The 16,655-nt window shown below is 63.6% G+C and carries 17 protein-coding genes; 11 read left to right on the top strand and 6 right to left on the bottom strand.

The annotated features are described in order from the left end of the window. Window position 1: 1 nt before the first annotated feature. Window positions 2-1,564, bottom strand: coding sequence for a heme-binding protein (locus SM755_RS06570; protein WP_323171969.1), 1,563 nt, complete (start codon window positions 1,562-1,564; stop codon window positions 2-4). Between the two features lie 100 nt (window positions 1,565-1,664). Here SM755_RS06570 and SM755_RS06565 point away from each other — a divergent pair, with 100 nt between their 5' ends. After that, window positions 1,665-2,189 carry a PadR family transcriptional regulator gene (locus SM755_RS06565; protein WP_006107671.1) on the top strand — a complete coding sequence of 175 codons (525 nt, stop codon included), beginning with the start codon at window positions 1,665-1,667 and terminating at the stop codon, window positions 2,187-2,189. Between the two features lie 125 nt (window positions 2,190-2,314). On the opposite strand, the gene SM755_RS06560 is transcribed toward SM755_RS06565, so the two are convergent. From SM755_RS06560 to pyrH, 3 genes are all read right to left on the bottom strand, one after another. Beyond that, the gene (locus SM755_RS06560) at window positions 2,315-4,156 is read right to left on the bottom strand and encodes a site-2 protease family protein (RefSeq protein WP_323171968.1); all 1,842 of its coding nucleotides are present in this window, start codon (window positions 4,154-4,156) and stop codon (window positions 2,315-2,317) included. 177 nt (window positions 4,157-4,333) lie between these two features. Next, window positions 4,334-6,028, bottom strand: coding sequence for a lysine--tRNA ligase (gene lysS, locus SM755_RS06555; RefSeq protein ID WP_323171967.1), 1,695 nt, complete (start codon window positions 6,026-6,028; stop codon window positions 4,334-4,336). Then, window positions 6,021-6,749 (bottom strand): UMP kinase, encoded by a 729-nt coding sequence (gene pyrH / locus SM755_RS06550; RefSeq protein WP_006665589.1) that lies wholly within the window; start codon window positions 6,747-6,749, stop codon window positions 6,021-6,023. The genes lysS and pyrH overlap by 8 nt, the downstream gene beginning before the upstream one ends. Before the next feature lie 131 nt (window positions 6,750-6,880). Here pyrH and SM755_RS06545 point away from each other — a divergent pair, with 131 nt between their 5' ends. The 3 genes from SM755_RS06545 (at window position 6,881) to SM755_RS06535 (ending at window position 9,540) form a co-directional block, all read left to right on the top strand. Continuing rightward, window positions 6,881-7,720, top strand: a complete 840-nt coding sequence (locus SM755_RS06545; protein ID WP_323171966.1) for a molybdopterin synthase — start codon at window positions 6,881-6,883, stop codon at window positions 7,718-7,720. Between the two features lie 254 nt (window positions 7,721-7,974). Beyond that, window positions 7,975-8,214, top strand: coding sequence for a hypothetical protein (locus SM755_RS06540; RefSeq protein WP_006107664.1), 240 nt, complete (start codon window positions 7,975-7,977; stop codon window positions 8,212-8,214). Window positions 8,215-8,376: 162 nt separating this feature from the next. After that, on the top strand, window positions 8,377-9,540 hold the full coding sequence (locus SM755_RS06535) for a site-2 protease family protein (protein ID WP_323171965.1): 1,164 nt from the start codon (window positions 8,377-8,379) through the stop codon (window positions 9,538-9,540). A 36-nt stretch (window positions 9,541-9,576) separates the two neighbouring features. Here the strand turns inward: SM755_RS06535 and thiL are convergent, their stop codons facing one another. Then, window positions 9,577-10,464 (bottom strand): thiamine-phosphate kinase, encoded by an 888-nt coding sequence (gene thiL / locus SM755_RS06530; protein ID WP_323171964.1) that lies wholly within the window; start codon window positions 10,462-10,464, stop codon window positions 9,577-9,579. Between the two features lie 103 nt (window positions 10,465-10,567). Between thiL and SM755_RS06525 the strand changes: the two genes are divergently transcribed. The 4 genes from SM755_RS06525 (at window position 10,568) to SM755_RS06510 (ending at window position 12,699) form a co-directional block, all read left to right on the top strand. Further along, a complete protein-coding gene (locus SM755_RS06525) occupies window positions 10,568-11,023 on the top strand; it encodes a 30S ribosomal protein S19e (RefSeq protein ID WP_323171963.1) in 456 nt (151 codons plus the stop codon). 193 nt (window positions 11,024-11,216) lie between these two features. Next, entirely contained in the window at window positions 11,217-11,567 is a 351-nt protein-coding gene (locus SM755_RS06520; RefSeq protein ID WP_006107651.1) for a DNA-binding protein, read from the top strand. A 7-nt stretch (window positions 11,568-11,574) separates the two neighbouring features. Beyond that, window positions 11,575-12,165, top strand: coding sequence for an asparagine synthase-related protein (locus tag SM755_RS06515; protein WP_323171962.1), 591 nt, complete (start codon window positions 11,575-11,577; stop codon window positions 12,163-12,165). Between the two features lie 294 nt (window positions 12,166-12,459). After that, window positions 12,460-12,699: a hypothetical protein gene (locus tag SM755_RS06510; RefSeq protein ID WP_323171961.1), complete on the top strand. Its 240-nt coding sequence runs from the start codon at window positions 12,460-12,462 to the stop codon at window positions 12,697-12,699. 193 nt (window positions 12,700-12,892) lie between these two features. Here SM755_RS06510 and SM755_RS06505 read toward each other — a convergent pair whose 3' ends face one another. After that, a complete protein-coding gene (locus tag SM755_RS06505) occupies window positions 12,893-13,603 on the bottom strand; it encodes a class I SAM-dependent methyltransferase (protein WP_323171960.1) in 711 nt (236 codons plus the stop codon). Between the two features lie 228 nt (window positions 13,604-13,831). Here SM755_RS06505 and SM755_RS06500 point away from each other — a divergent pair, with 228 nt between their 5' ends. The 3 genes from SM755_RS06500 (at window position 13,832) to hisS (ending at window position 16,596) form a co-directional block, all read left to right on the top strand. Then, a complete protein-coding gene (locus SM755_RS06500; RefSeq protein ID WP_323171959.1) occupies window positions 13,832-14,755 on the top strand; it encodes a hypothetical protein in 924 nt (307 codons plus the stop codon). A gap of 155 nt (window positions 14,756-14,910) precedes the next feature. After that, window positions 14,911-15,240 carry a hypothetical protein gene (locus tag SM755_RS06495; protein ID WP_323171958.1) on the top strand — a complete coding sequence of 110 codons (330 nt, stop codon included), beginning with the start codon at window positions 14,911-14,913 and terminating at the stop codon, window positions 15,238-15,240. 54 nt (window positions 15,241-15,294) lie between these two features. Beyond that, window positions 15,295-16,596, top strand: a complete 1,302-nt coding sequence (hisS, locus tag SM755_RS06490) for a histidine--tRNA ligase (protein ID WP_323171957.1) — start codon at window positions 15,295-15,297, stop codon at window positions 16,594-16,596. The last annotated feature ends 59 nt before the right edge of the window (window positions 16,597-16,655 follow it).

Genomic DNA, 16,655 nt, shown 5'->3' with positions numbered 1-16,655 from the left:
ATCAGGCCAAAAAGACGTGTCGCGGACGGTCAGCGAGAACGTCACGACCGAACTCGACGGCGTCCGCGAAGGCGTCGCTGCGGAAGAAGGTCATCGCGTCTTCGCGGGAGTCCCAGCGGCTGGCGATGAACATGTCGTTTTCATCTTCGCGGTTTTCGAGCAGGTCGGTCTTGCGGTGGCCGTCCATGTCGGCCAGGATCGAGGCGGCGTCGTCGAACGTGCCGACGAAGTCCGACCGGTGGTCCGGTTTCACGGTGTAGAACATCCCCATGGTCCCCCAGGAGTCGTCCTCGTCGTCGCCGGCCTGGCGAACGATATCGGGGAGGTCGGCGAGGAAGCCGGCGGCGGTGTTTGCGGCGCGGTCGGTCTCCCAGAGGCTGACGACCGCGGTTTCGGCGTCGGAGTCGCCCCCCTGAGACTCGTAGACCGCCGTCTTCACGTGCGTATCGTAGTGATCGAAGTTTTTCCGCAGCCCCTCGACTTCCTCGAACAGCTCGTCGGAGTCGGCCGCGGAGTAGAGCACGACAGCGTGGACGTCTTCGCCGTGGGGCTGACCCGCGTAGACGCCGAGTTCATCCAGTTCGCTGCGGACGCTCTCGTCGTCGCTGTCGCCGCTCTCATCGTCGTGAGGGCTGTCGGCATCGTGGCCGTGGTGGTGGCCGCCCGAGTCGCCACCGTGCTCGTGATGGTCGTGGCTATGACTGTGCTCGTGGTGGTCGTGGCTATGACCGTGCTCGTGAGACCCGTGTGAATGCCCGCCGTGTGGGTCCGTCGACTCCTGCGGGACCGGCTCCCCCGCGAGGAACGCCCCCAGATTCGCCGGCGGGAACCGCCGCGCCGAGAGGAACCGACCGAACTCCGCGAAGTGTGAACTCGACGGGTCGAAACGCATCTCGGTGAGCAGTTCCTTCACGTCGGTCGGATCGTCCGCGAACAGCGTCACGCCCCACTCGAAGTCGTCCAGGCCGACACTGCCCGAGATGATCTGGGTCACGCGACCGGCATAGTCCCGGCCGATGTCGCCGTGAGCCGAGAGGTGCTCGGCACGCTCGTCGAACGGCAGGTCGTACCAGTTATCTTCCGGCCCGCGGCGCTTGTCCATCGGATAGAAACTGACGAACTCGCTGTCCGGAATCTCCGGCTTGAGCCGGGACTCGATGTACCGTTTCGTCCCCGTATCCTCGATTTCGCCGTCCTCCTCGAAGTACTCCTGGGACATGTACCCCGAGACCTCGGTCACCGAGAGGTACGAATCCGCGCGCTCGGTGAACTCGGCGAGTGCGGTTTGCTCGAACCGTCGCTCGAGGGAATCCAGGGCAGCGAGCGTCGGCCGCAGGTGCAAGATCAGGAGGTCGGCCTTGTGGCCGAGCACGGAGAACACCGCAGAATCGCCCTCTTCGGCGTCCGCGAGTTCAGTTGCGGCCGAGAGGTAGTCGACTCCCTCCGCGAGCGCTCGCGAGCGGCGGTGCTCTGGGGCGTCGCGCCAGCCGTCCCAGTCGATCGAACGGAAGTCGTGTAAGACGTACCAGCCTTCGTCGGTCTGTGGCGGTTGCCGTCGGTCCATACGCGCGGGTTGGGACGGCGAGGCCAAGAAGGACCGGGTTTCGGGCGAGCACGCGCGTGACCGAAACCCTTTACGTACGTCCGTTTAAATCACGTCCCGTATGCGGAAAAGTGGACCGCCGAAGGGACTTATCGCCTATCTCGTCCTCGAACTGCTCGAGGAGAAACCCCGGTACGGCTACGAAATTCTGAAGGAAATCCGCGAGATCAGTGGCGGCCACTGGGAACCGTCCTACGGTTCCGTGTATCCGATCCTTTATAAGTTCGAAGAGAAAGGCTGGGCCGAACGCCTCGAACGCGAGGACGAACCCGACCGCAAGTACTTCGAACTCACCGACGCCGGCGCGAGTGAACTCGAAGAGCGCCGCGAGAGCAGCACGGAGAAGGCGCGGGACTTCGCGGACGTTATTCTCGGTTTTTTCCATGTCTACGCCGCGTTCTCGACGGATGAGCGCTTCGAGATCCCCGAGAAAGAGGGAGAGTGGCAGTTCAACGAGACGTTCAGTCGGTGGGTCGTCGAACAGGTCGTTCGCCACCACGAACACTACTTCGATACCGAATTCGAGCGCCTCGATTCGACGCCCGACGAGTTCTACGAGCGCCACGGGATCGATATCGACGAGTAACTGGGTACCGGTACCTAATTCCGACTGACTGTTCTTCCGGGTTCGATTGTCGTTTTGAGGTCGATTTGTGTCCGAATCCGAACTGAGTCCGGCCCAAATCCGCCCAAATCCGGATCTGGGTCTGATTAGCCGGAGAACATTCCCGGTGCGAACACCATCGCGAGGAAACTCACGAGCATCGTGAGTCCGACGGAGGTCGTGACGACTCGGACCATCCCGCGGGTTGCATCGATCGGGAGTCGGGAGATGATCGCTTCCGTGCTGGTCCGGAGGATGTGGCCGCCGTCGAGCGGGAACGCCGGGATGCAGTTGAAGAAGCCGAGTTGGACGTTGATCCAGCCGGTCCAGAACAGCAGATTGGCGAGCATAAAGACGGTGCCATCGCCGAGAGCGTCGAGTGCGCCCTGCACCTCGTAGAAGTTTTCGATGCCGCCGGTGAAACCGGCGAAGTTGAACGGCAAGATGCCGATGACGCCGATCAGCGGTAACAGGAGCGCAAGACCGACCTTCCCGATGAACGTGTCGGTCACAGCGCCGTAACTGCTCTCGCCGCCGCTCCCGAGGACGGCGAGGTACTCGTCGGCCGGGTACAGTTGGGCCCCGAGCGTATCGTTCAGTTCGAACCCGCTGATGCCGGCCGTGCCGATGATACCGAGATACGGGTGATCGGTCTGCTGTGGGTGTTCGCCGAGCGTGACAGTCGTCTCCTGACGGTCACTGCCCGCGTACGTGACGAGCGAGAGTTCATCGCCGGGGTCGCGATCGGAGAGTTGGGCGGTGAGATCGCTGTAGTCGTAGACGCGTTCGCCGTCGACGGCGGTGATAACGACGGATTCGTCTGCCATCCCGGTTGCGCCCGCAAGAGGCTCGTCTTCGAGGACGGTAACGAGCGGTCCGATCGGAGTCTCGTAGTCAGTCCTCTCGTCAGAATCTTCGGCTTCGACGGTGAGCGTCGCTGTTTCGTCGTCGCCGACGGCGTCGCGGAACTCGTCTTCGGTTGCGACCCCCTCGCCGTTGACGGCGACGACGGAATCGCCGGTCGAGACGGCTGCGGGGCCGTTGTCGACCGCCGCGGTGACGAGCAGCGAATGATCGGCCGTAACCGTTCGCTCGCCGTTGAGTTCGACAGAGACCTCTCCGTCGCTTCCCTCGAGATGCGTCGAGAGGTCGGCGTTGTCCGCGACCGGCTCGCCGTTGATCGCGGTGATTCGATCGTTCGGTTCGATGCCGGCGTCTTCGGCCGGCGAGTTCGGCGCGACGCCGCCGACGGCAGCGCCCGGGGCGACGGCGATCGAGCCGACGACCGGGCCGAACAGGAGGGCGAACGCGAGGATCGTGATCGCGAAGTTGTTCGTCACGCCGGCGGCGAACATTCGCGTCTGTCCGCCGCGGGAGGCGTCCTTGCTGCTCTCCTGATCTGGCTCGACGAACGCGCCGACCGGGAGAACGGCGAGCATCGCGACGCCCATCGACTCGATGTCGATGTCTTCGACGCGACAGAGCAGCCCGTGTCCGCCCTCGTGGACGACGAGGCCGACGAGCAGGCCGACGACGATTCCCGGCGTGGCGGACAGCGGAAGGAAGTCGTTGACGCCGGGAATAACGAGCACGTTGCGCGGCTGCTGGACGCTCCCCGTCGGCTGGGGCGAACTCACCGCCGCGATCCCCGCGAACAGCAAGAAGCCGAACATTGCCACCATAACGACGACGGCGATACCGATACCGAGGTTCGCCCAGGCCCGCCAGAATCGCTTCGGGCCCGCGAGCCAATCCAGGACGGCGCGGCCGCGTTTCGTGTGGAGGGTGAGGATCGGCCCCTGCGTGCCGACGAACTCGGGGAGGTACCCCGACCTCTGGAGCGCAATGATCCCGACCCAGTAGAGCAAGAGTCCCACGACGACCCACGTGAGAACCTCCGACCCGAAGAGTTCGGGAACCGAGACAACCGCTGGCGTACCGAGATCCATCGACAGTAATTCAGCGCGGTGCTCTCAAAGGGCTTTTGTCTGGCATCGCGTCGCGAATTCGAACCGCTGCCGTCTCCGGAAGACGAAGCGTGAGACGGGACGAGAAGCGAGAGCAGAACGGGATCGCGAGTGAGAACGGAGCAATGAGAACGAGCGAGCGCAACGCGTGAACCGCGACTACCGCTCCCGGCGAAGCCGCTCGACGACGAACTCCCGATCCACCTTCGCCAGAAACGGCCCGAGCTGTGGCCCCTGCTCCTCGTCGAAAAAGAGCCGATACCCCGCGCCGAAGAACTCGCCGACGTCCACGTCGTGGCGCTTTGCCGTCTCGTAGATCTCCCCCTGAATCTCCTCGGCACCGTGGCCCTCCTCGATGAACTCCGCGAGTTCGGCGAGCGCCTCCTCGGTCGCCGCGTCGAACTCGTGATCGGGGATGGCAGTGCGCTTGAGTTCGTAGTCGAACTCGTTTTCGGTGCGGCGCGCCCAGTTGCGCGCCCGTTCGACGCGAGCCAGCGCGTCCTCGACGGCCCACTCGGGGGCGTCGTCGGGGATGTGGCCCTCGCGGCGGGCGATTTCCTCGCGCAGGTCCGGGTCGTCGGTCATGCCGAGTACCGCGGCGAAGGTGTAGGGAAGCCGGATACGCTCCTCGCGCGGGTCCTCGACCACGAACGGGTAGACTCGCTCTGCGAACGCCTGCTCGTCCTCGGTCGCCTCCGCTACCTCGTCGAAGTAGATCGCTTCGAAGCGATCGAACTCGTCGACGAGTTGGTCGAGGCGTTCGATGCTGAAGTCTCGCGCCCGCGAGGGGTCCTTTGCAAAGAAGTACCGGAGAACCTCGGGTTCGAGCAGTTCGAGCACGTCCGAGACCAGAATCACGTTCCCCTCGGAGGAGGAGAACGGCTCGCCGTCGAGGGTGAACCACTCATAGACCATCGGGACGGGCGGTTCGATTTCGAGGACGTTGCGCGCCACGTCGTCGCCGCTTGGCCAGGAGCCCTCGGCGTGGTCCTTCCCGAAGGGTTCGAAGTCGACGCCCAACACCTGCCACTGGGCGGGCCACTCGAAGCGCCAGGGCATCTTGCCCTCCCGAAGCGTGGCGGTTCCCTCGTGGCCGCAGCCGTCGATAGTGCTGTCGCCGGCGTCAAGGTCGGTACACCGGTAGTCGACTGTTGGCGTCCCATCCCCGTTGACATCGACGTTCGTCACCGTTTCCGTGATCTTGCCGCAGTTCTCGCAGATGGGGTTGAAGGGGACGTAGTCCTCGTCGACCTTGTCCTGGTACTCGGCGAGAACCTCTCGGGCGCGGTCCCGGTTTTCGAGCACGTGGCGGGTCACCTCGTCGAACTCGCCGTCCTCGTACAGGTCGGTCGTCGAGACCATGTCGATTGGCACGTCGACGGCGTCCGCGCTGTCCTGAATGATCTGCGAGAAGTGATCGCCGTAGGAGTCACAGCAGCCGAACGGGTCGGGGATATCGGTGTAGGGGTGGCCGAGATTGCGTCCGAGCGCGCCGGCGTCGACCTCGCCGAGATCGACGAGTTCGCCGTCGAGAGTACAGAGCGTGCGCGGGAGTTTCCGAAGCGGGTCGCGGTCGTCCGCGGTGAAGACCTGTCGGACCTCGTAGCCGCGGTCGCGCAGGACCTCGGCGACGAAGTAGCCGCGCATGATCTCGTTGACGTTCCCGAGGTGTGGAACGCCGGAGGGGGAGATGCCGCCTTTGATGACGATCTCCGCGTCCTCCTCGTCGGCGTCTCGGTCGGCTACACGTTCCTCGACGCGGTCTGCGACCGTATCGGCCCAGAAAGCGTGGCGAGTCTCGTCGCCCTCCTGCTGGAGCGTGTACGGACTCCGTCCGGCGTCGTCGTCACTCATCTTCGTCCTGCGCCCAGTAGGTCGGTTCTTCGCCGGCACCGTCCGGGATCACGTCGGTGCCGTCGTGTTCGCCGTAGCGGACCGCCTTTGCGATCCGGTCCGGATCGGTGCCGTCGAGGACGATCGTGCGCATGCCAGAGCGCTCGATGATCTTCGCCGCAAGCAGGTCGACGGGCGCGGACGCGCCGGCGTTCATCTCGAGGCCCGCGATAACGTCGACGAGTTCGTCCGCGCTGAGGTCGTCGTACTTGGTCGCGTCGTCGTCCTCGTTGGGATCGGCGCTGTAGACGCCGGGGACGCTCGTGGCGTAGACGAGCAGGTCGGCGTCGATGTATTCGGCGAGGGCGGCACCGACGGCGTCGGTAGTCTGTGCGGGTGCGACCCCGCCCATCACCGAAACGTCGCCGCGCCGGAGCGCCTCGCCGGCCTCGTCGTAGTTCTCCGCGGGCGCGGTGACAGCGTCCTCGCCGAGCGCGGCGATGAGCAGGCGCGCGTTGAGCCGGGTTACGTCGATGCCCAGCTGATCGAGTTCGATTTCGTTTGCCCCGAGATCGCGTGCGGCCCCGATGTACTCGCGTGCGACGCCGCCGCCCCCGACGACGGCACCGACGCGACAACCGTCCGCGACGAGGTCTTCGACGACGGCGGCGTGTTCGGCCACCCGATCAGCCCCGGGTTTGGGGACGAGCACGCTGCCGCCGATAGAGACGACCACTTTCATGCTAACCCGGTGTAACCGGGTTGCTATCTTAAGAGTTGCCAACTGCAGACCGACTGTGAGAGACCACCAGTCGACCGGAAACGGCGGCGACAGCTACAAAGCCTAACCGACCGATAGCGTACACAACGACGATGTACGTACTCGGAATCCTCGACGGCGGGGGCGGCGACGAGACGGTCGATCGGGTCGTCGACGGCGCTATCGATCAACTCGCGCAGGCGGGTCGCGTCGGCGTCATCCGCTACGACGCGACGATCGCGGACGGGACACACGGTGCGCTCACGACGGGCGGCGACGTGACCGTCGATCTCGGGGCCGACGGCGATTGGACCGCGAGCGGAACCGGCCTTTCCGTTCAGCAGGCTCTCGACCGACTCGCGCCCGACTGCGACTACGCCGTCGTCGTCGGCGTCTCCTCGCTCCGATACCCCGCCGTCGTCGTCAGCGACGACCCGACCGCGCGCGAGCACGAGCACACTCCCGCCGACACCCTCGCCACGATCGCCAGCGCCACCGAACTCGGCGATATCGACCTCCGCGAGCGCCTCGAAGCGACCGATCCCCACCGAACCCTCGGCTCGCTCGTCGAGCGCGTCAAGCGCTCCTCCCACGCACCGCGCGCCGGCGCAATCGCGACCTTCACCGGGCGCGTCCGGCAGAAAGACGCCGAGGACGACACCCCCACGCAGTACCTCGAGTTCGAGAAGTACGAGGGCGTCGCGGACGAACGAATGGCCGCGCTCGAACGCGAACTCGAGGCGCGCGACGGCGTCTTCGCCGTCGAACTCTACCACCGAACCGGCGTCGTCGAGGACGGCGAGGACATCGTCTTCGTCGTCGTGCTCGCGGGCCACCGCGAAGAAGCGTTCCGGACCGTTGAGGACGGGATTAACCGGCTGAAAGACGAAGTCCCCCTGTTCAAAAAGGAGGTGACGCTCGAGGACGAGTTCTGGGTTCACGAGCGATCGTAACCGCTTTAGTCGTTCAGCCACACATAGATTCGTAGAGAACGTTTCACCAACCAAGGAAGTCATCCGAAACGGATTAGATAGAATATAATCCCTTAGATCCGGTTTTAAAACGTCTCGGGAAATCTGAGGAACTCGTAAAACAGAACGTAAATCGAAGTGAAACGTCCGAAAGGTGCGGTCACGCTAAACGCAACCGAAATGCTGCTAACCATCCATCCTTTATAACATATTCCTGGTTAGAGTGGGTAGTGTCGATGAGCACGACAGCCCAACCCTCCACGGAAAGCAAAGAACACCGCCTGAAACGCTACCTTCGCGAACGTGCAGAAGACGGCGAACTCTACTTCAAAGGGAAGTTCATCGCCGACGACGTCGGGATGTCCCCGAAGGAGATCGGCGCGCTGATGGTCAAGCTCTCGGAGTCGGCGACCGACCTCGAGATCGAAAAGTGGTCCTACACCAGTGCGACCACGTGGCGCGTCGAACCCGCCTGATCCCTCCAGTCACACCCGCTTGCCGCCGCGCAGTTGTCCGCCCCCATCCGCTTCGATGGCGGTCTCGATACTCGAAGCCGGTATCGAAACTCCGAATCGGGACGATAGCAATTCCTGACTAACTGCAGTCGATTTATACGAACCGACAACGAACCTCCGGTGATGGACGACCGTGCTTCGTCCGGAATTGGCCCAGCACGCCGAGCGACAGCGACAGATGAGACGGTTACGGGCGGGCCTCCGATCGAGCGTATCGAGTCCGTATTCGCGGTTTACGAGGTGCGAACCGACGGCGACTCGGTCGTCTACTACGGCGACCCGCTAGTTCAGCCGGAGCAATTGCTTCGGGAAGTGTGGCCTGTCTTTCGAGAGTACGGCTACGAACCGCAGTTCGAGACGCGCCACGGGGAGCACGTCGTCGTTGCCGAACCGTCGAGCATCGGTATCGACGGGATTCCGTGGACGAACATCCTGCTGCTCGGTGCGACCGTCCTCTCGACGCTGTTTGCAGGCGCGATGTGGTATCACATCGACCCGATCGCGAACCCCGCCGAGATGTGGAAGGCCTGGCCCTTCTCGCTCGCCATTCTCGGCGTGCTCGGCGTTCACGAGATGGGTCACTACGTGATGAGTCGCTACCACCAGGTCGACGCCACGCTCCCGTACTTCATCCCGGTGCCGACGCTCATCGGGACGATGGGCGCTGTGATCAAGATGAAAGGCCGGATGCCGGACCGCAAAGCGCTCTTCGATATCGGCGTCGCCGGCCCGCTCGCCGGACTGGTTGCAACCGTCGTCGTCACCGTCGTCGGCCTTCACCTCCCGCCGGTCGTGGCCGGAGACGCCCTCGTCCAGGACCCGGACGCGATTCAGATTCAACTCGGCTATCCCCCGTTACTCGAGTTCCTCGCCGCGATCACCGATCAGCCGCTGTACCGCGACGATCCGGCGACGGCGGTGAATCCGGTCGTCATCGGCGGCTGGGTCGGCATGTTCGTCACGTTTCTCAACCTGATCCCGGTCGGCCAACTCGACGGCGGCCACATTCTCCGGGCGATGGCCGGCAGGTTCCAGGAAACGATCGCGGCACTCGTTCCCGGCGTCCTCTTCGGACTCGCCGCGTACCTCTACTACTGGGGGGATTACAGCGGAAACGCGGTGGCTATCTGGGCGTTCTGGGGGCTGTTCACCGCCGTCCTCGCCTCGGTCGGCCCAGCCCAGCCCGTGCGAGACGACGCGCTCGACACCGGCCGGTTTCTCCTCGGACTCGTCACCTTCGGCCTCGGCATCCTCTGTTTCATGCCGGTGCCGGTCGCCGTCGGGTAACGAGTTCAGTTAGTCCACGGCCGTTCGCACGCTCACTTACCCGTGCGTGAATCCCCGATCCTCGAGTTCGGTTCCGTCCATCGTGATACCGTCCTCGCGGGCAGTGACGGTTCCGAGCACCGAAACGGGGACTGTGGTCGCCTCGCGGACGGCGTCGAGTTCGGATTCCGGCACCGTCGCGACGAGTTCGAAATCCTCGCCGAAGGTGGTTGCGCGCTCGAGCGCGTCTTCGTCCGTGTCGGTCACTGCACGGACCGACTCGTCGATCGGGACGCGATCCGACTCGATCGCAAAACCGCAGTCGCTCGCCTCACCGAGTTGGTGAAGCGAGCGCGCGAGGCCGTCGCTCGAGTCCATCATCGCCGTCGCGCGGGCCGCAAGCGCCCGGCCGGCCGCGATCCGCGGCTCGAACCGAAACAGGTCGTTCGCCCGCGCTGTGTCGCCGCGCTCGAAGAACTCGAGTGCGGCCGCGCTGCGGCCGAGTGTCCCGGTCACGCAGACGAGTTCGTCCGTCCCCGGATTCGCACCGTCGCGCGTAACGGGGTCGTCCGTGAGGCGGCCGATCGCCGTCGTCGCCACGGTGAACTCGTCGTGACCGTCGAGGTCGCCACCGACGTACTCGGCACCGACGCGGTCGCACACGTCGCTCGCGCCGCGTACGAACGCGAGCAGGTCCGCGCGAGTGAACTCGGGGACGGCGTAGGCGGCGACGGCGGCCGTCGCCTCAGCACCCATCGCTGCAACGTCCGAGAGGGAGGCCCCGACGGCACGCCAGCCGGCCGTATACTGCGTCGTGCCGTCCGGAAAGTCCGTCCGCTCGTGTAGCATGTCCGTCGTCACTACGAGGTCGTCGACGATCGCAGCGTCGTCACCGGCGGCGTCGAGTTCACCCGAGAGCAGCGCCAGGGCGGCCCGTTCGTCCATACCCCCCTGTTTCGACTCGAGCGCGAAAAACGGTCCGGGATGCCCGGGACGACGCGGAGCGGATACGATGGTCTTAAATGCCGCGGAAGGGAACCCAACGGCAATGGCTACGATGTACGACGTTCCGGCGGACGACCTCATCGAGGCGCTCGCCGCGGACTTCGAGGACCGACTCGACGAACCGGAGTGGAGCGAATTCACGAAAAGCGGCGTCGACCGCGAACTGCCGCCGGAACAGGAAGACTTCTGGGCGACCCGCGCCGCAAGCCTCCTGCGCAAGGTCGCAGACCGCGGTCCAGTCGGTGTCGAGCGACTCGCAACCGAGTACGGCGGCGGCAAGGGCGGTTCCAACCGCTACCAGGTCGCTCCCGACAAGCGCGCCGACGGCTCGCGCAACATGATCCGCACCATCCTCCAGCAGCTCGAAGAGGAGGATCTCGTCGAAACCGCCGAGGGCGAAGGTCGCCGCATCACCGCCGAGGGCCAGAGCCTGCTCGACGAAACCGCCGGCGACGTTCTCGAAGATCTCGACCGTCCGGAACTCGAGCGCTACGCCTGAACCGGTTTCTCTGAACTCGTCTTTCAGGGCGCGTTTTCGCCGATCGCGAACGGACAGTAGCGGTAGTCAGCGGATGATCCGTCGCGGTACCGGAAGGCGACTGCTCGCGAGTGGGAGACGGACCGATGTGCGGACTCGTCTCGATGTCGTCCGAAATCATTTTCCTCCGTGCGAAACAACTGTCCGTATAGCTATGAGTGGCTCACCTGACGAGGAGAAACTCGAGGAGCTTCGACAGAAGAAAATGGAACAGCTCCAGGATCGTGCCGAGTCCCAGCAGGGCGGCGAGGAGCAGGAAGCGGCCCGCCAGCAGGCCGAAGCCCAGAAGAAGGCGGTCCTGCGCCAGCACCTGACCGACGACGCCCGCAAGCGACTCAACACGGTCAAGATGAGCAAGCCCCAGTTCGGCGAACAGGTCGAACGACAGGTCGTCAGTCTCGCCCGTAGCGGCCGCATTCAGGGCAAGATCGACGACGAGAAGATGAAACAGCTTCTCAAGGAACTCAAGCCCGACTCCAAGAGCTTCGACATTCAGCGCCGGTAGCGCAGGCATGGATCTCGGATTGCTCTACAGCGGGGGCAAGGACTCGACGCTCGCCGCGCTTCTCCTCGACGAGTTCTACGACGTGACCCTCACGACGGTACACTTCGGTATTAGCGACGACTGGAAACACGCCCGCGAGACCGCCCGCGCGACGGGATTCGCGTTCGAACGCCTCGAACTCGATCCCGACGTGGCCCACGAGGCGGTCGAGCGCATCCGCGAAGACGGCTTTCCGCGAAACGGGATCCAACACGTCCACCAGCAGGCGCTCGAAGCGCTTGCGGCCGACTCCTTCGACGCCATCGCCGACGGGACGAGGCGAGACGACCGCGTGCCGACGATCTCGCGCGCGCAGGCACAAAGTCTCGAGGATCGTCACGACGTCGACTACATCGCCCCGCTGTCGGGCTTTGGGCGTACCGCCGTGGACCGACTCGTGGAGGCGCGGCTCGACGTGACCGTCGGCCCGAGCGAGGAGATCGATCGGGCGGATTACGAGGCCGAACTGCGGGCGATTATCGCCGAGGAGGACGGCCCGGCGGCCGTGGCTGAACTCTTTCCGGATCACGATCAGACGTACGTGACGGGCGTTCGGTAGCGCTCCGGCGCTCTCGATCCGTTCTCGTTTCCGTCGCTTCCGATTCCTCTCCCTGTGCGGTAGATATAAGTCACTACCAATCAACAATTAGAACGGAAGCCACCAAATGGACATGAAATGTCCCGGATGGTGATGACATCCGAGACGTGGCTTCCAAACCCAGGAGGGTTTACAAGCCATGTTTGCGTACATTCTCACGGGATATAAACATCCCGCACGCCTGATGCATCGACGGGTTCGACCAGTAGCGAGTCTCTCCTACGATGGGACGGGACCAGCGAGGTGCCAGTCGGTATGACCGATCAGACAGATTCCGAGCACGGAGCCGACGCCGACGGCACCGATGCAGGCACCGCGCAGGACGCGACCACTACCGACACAGCGGACGAACCGACGAACTCGAGCCTTCCTCGATGTCCCCGCTGTGACAGACCCATCGCACAAACCACCATGATCGGCCCGGGCGAAGCCGTCGCCGGCCCCTGTGGCTGTCGCGTCGCTCCACCGGTCCCGGATCGATCCGACTCGGACTAAGCCACCGCGAGACGAGTTCAGCAATCTGAACTCGGGTCGCGGCGGCCAGCCGAGTTGGCGGTGGGCTCGAGGCGGCGACACCACCACACCACCATCGAAACCACCTCGTCCGCCGGCTGAACTCGGTCCGTAATCGCGACGGAAGCGGTGTTATCAAGACTTCGGGACCGCTTGAAATGAACGGATACAACAGCTAACTCTCTCGTCTCACGGCCCGTAGACAGAGGAAGACCGGCTGCTTTGACTCCTTCTCAAATCGCTCTGGCCGTTGCTCTTTGAAGGCGTCCGTGGGCTGCGGTTCAGTTATCGCATCCACCCGAAAGCCGGTCTCGAGTAGTGGACTGAGTACGTCCGAAAATGGACGCCGGTAGTACGGAACAGGAGGTTCCCACTCCTTCGTTCTCTGCTCAACCTCGAAGTAATTCATATCACCGTCAATATTGTATTCGTCGAGCGGGTGAATCACTGAAAATACGAAGAACCCACCCGGTTTGAGAAGGCGGGCGAATTCGGTGAACGGCTGGTGCCAGTTCTGTACGTAGTCGAGTGCGAGACCGCTCACAATACCGTCAAACTCATCTGCTGTTGCAAAATCAAGTGGGGCACCAAGATCTGCTTGATGAAACTCTGCTCGCCCGCCACACCGTTCAGTAGCACGAGTAAGCATCTCTGTGCTCACATCGATGGCCACGACCTCGCCTCCCTGGTCGAGTAACCATTCTGTGTATCGCCCGTTTCCACACCCTGCATCGAGAATCTGTTTCCCATCCACGTCCGGTATAAGAGCCGTTGTTCCCGGAAACTCCAAATGGGCATTATACGCGGAGTTTTCCACGTCCTGTGCGTATGTATCCGCCAATTTGTCGTAGGCATCTTTCGCTATCGGCCCCTCTTCTGTAGTCATGTTCGGCTCCTTACTGGTGTTCGATAATATACTGATGGGTTACGGTACAATATCCGGAACGAGGCTGGTTTTACGCCGGATTCAGCCTATTGCAGGCGATTTCTATCCACTGTGCCATCCGGGTCGTCACGCAGCTACGATGAGTTTCGGGGCGGAATCAGACCAACAAACCAGTATATAAATCAACCTGATAAATACACTATAAAATATAACAATTTGGTTGATGGGATGACACGAGACACTCCCGACGACGAGAACCGGACTTCGACGAACATGAACCGGCGGACGGCACTCGGCGCACTCGGCGCGAGTCTCCTCGCGACCGGAACCGGATTCGGAATCGGCGGCGCGGGCGCAACGGATGGGTCCGCCCGCGAACTGGGCGAGTTCCGCGTCACAGGAACGATCGTAACGCGCGCCACGATCAGGCCAACGGCGGTCACGATCACGAAGCGAAAGACGAGTTCAGAACTGAAAGAACGGTACGGAAAGTCGGAGGTCGTCGAAGAGCGAACGATCGAGCGACCGGATCCCGAGGCGGACGACCTTCCGGAGAAGGCCAAACGCGAGGAACGGCGAGACTGGGACGCGCTGTATGCGACCGGAGACGAGTGGGAGACGCTGTTCGAAACGCAACAGGAAACGCTCATGTTCACCGACGACGGGGTGTCGGCGGACGCGTCCTATCCGTCGTACGTACCGAAGTACTACCACGCCCAGGACAGCGGCGGCTACGAACTCAAGGGGCCGGTCAACCTGCTGTCGAACTCGACCGCGAATGCGAACGATCTGGCCGTCGAAATCGACAGCGAGGGCGGGATTCTGTGGAACACCTGGCCCGTCGAATACGGTCGCCACATGTACATCGACGGGGAATGGATCGAAAACGAAGCGTCCGTCGCGTCGGGTCCGTTCGGCGTCCTCGGCCGAACGCACGGCCGAATCTGGACGGGGCCGTACAGTAACTACGGGATCGTTGGGGCGCATATCGACGATTCGGCACCCCACGAAGCAACGTCGTATCTCGATGCGGAGCAGGAGATCACCGGGATGATGAACGGGAATTCGGATTACTACGATGCCGACAACGGGGAGCATCCGAGCACGGGCAACAGCCTGCTCGATCACAACGGCGACGTCTCGCTGATCTGACGGGCCGAAGCCCACACGCTCTATTTCGGTTGCGCGAAGCTCTGGAAGAGTGGACAAAATGCTCTTGACGGTGAACTCGACATGAAACTGAAACGTGGATGCGGATCACAGCCGATTCTCCGGCACCGTTATCGCCTCCAGGGGAACGATAGTCCATGCTCGAATTCAGACCCGTTGTGATCGAGCAGTTCGTCGAGGCGATCGCGCCTCGCGCGACGATCTTGCTTCCGTTCGCCCTGCTGTGGGTCCTCCTGGGAGTGTATCTGGTACTCCTCGAGTTCGCCGAAGAGTCGGCGCTCCTCACGGTTGTCGAGGGAGTGCTCGGGATCGTGATGGCACCGATCGACGCGCTCGTGCATCGAACGGGCGAGTTTTTCCGCGAAAGCGCTGTCGGGGCGGCAGTCGGGTACGGACTCCTGATCGGCTACTTCTATGCCATTGCGACCGTCATCGGGCTCGCGATCGAAGCGCTCGCGGGACGCTGAGAGCGACGTTCCCAAACGAAAGGATAGAAGTCCGCCCTCGGTGAACCACCAGTCATGTACGACCGGATCAAGGGCTTTCGTGACTTCTATCCGGGCGAGATGGCCGCCAGACGGGCGACCATCGACACCCTGGAGGACACCGCCCGCGGCTACGGCTTCCGCGAGATCGGGACGCCGGCGCTCGAACGAGCCGAGATGTGGACCGACAAGAGCGGGGATGACATCGTCGAGGAACTGTACTCCTTCGAGGATCAGGGCGGCCGGCATGTCACCCTGACGCCCGAACTGACCCCAACCGTCGCCCGGATGGTCGTCGCCAAGCAACAGGAACTCTCGAAGCCGATCAAGTGGTTCTCGACCCGGCCGTTCTGGCGCTACGAACAGGTCCAGCAGGGCCGCCAGCGCGAGTTCTACCAGACGAACGTCGACATCTTCGGCTCCTCGGAGCCCGAAGCTGACGCCGAGATCCTGGCCTGGGCTGCCGACGCGCTAACGAACCTTGGGCTCACCGACGAGCACTTCGAGTTCAGAATCTCCCACCGGGACATCCTGGGCGGCGTGCTCGAGACCTACGATGCGGACGTGGATATCGACGACGCGATCCGCGCGGTCGACAAGTCGGACAAGCTTTCGACGGCGGAGTACCACGATCTGCTGATCGGGGCGGGGCTGACGGCTGATCAGGCGGTCGAGTTCGACGACCTCGTCGCCGGTGGCGATCTCGAGGCGGTTAGAGCGTTCGCGGACACCGATCGCGTCGACGCTGCGGTCGACAACCTCCAGCACGTCCTTGAGGCGGCCGACGATTTCGGCGCGCGCGAGTACTGTACGATCTCGCTCGAGACGGCCCGCGGACTGGATTACTACACGGGCGTCGTCTTCGAGTGCTTCGACTCCGCGGGCGAGGTCTCGCGGTCGATCTTCGGCGGCGGCCGCTACGACGACCTGATCGAGAGCTTCGGCGGGCAGCCGACGCCCGCGGTCGGCGTCGCACCCGGTCACGCGACGCTGGCGCTGTTGTGCCAGCGCGCCGGCGTCTGGCCCGACGAGGAGGTGACGACTGACTACTACGTCCTCCAGATCGGCGACACCCGACCGGAGGCGGCCCGGATCACCCGCGACCTCCGCGAGCGCGGCCACGTCGTCGAGACGGACGTCGCCGGGCGCTCCTTCGGCTCGCAGTTGAACTACGCGGACTCCATCAACGCCGAGACGGTCGTCATCGCCGGCGAACAGGACCTCGCAAACGACGAGGTGACGATCAAAGATATGAACTCGGGCGACCAGATGCAGGTCCCCGTCGAGGCGTTCCCGGGCGAGTACGAGCGTCCGACGTTCGCGGACTTCGACTCGTAACGTCTCGAACATCGAAAAGCGCGACCGAATCGCCGCCGCGCGGTCCGTCTCGGTCGGTT

Source organism: Natrialba sp. PRR66 (assembly GCF_034808065.1).
GTDB lineage: Archaea > Halobacteriota > Halobacteria > Halobacteriales > Natrialbaceae > Natrialba > Natrialba aegyptia.
The sequence above is the reverse complement of the archived record's forward strand: the minus strand, read 5'-3'. Positions and strand labels throughout refer to the sequence as shown.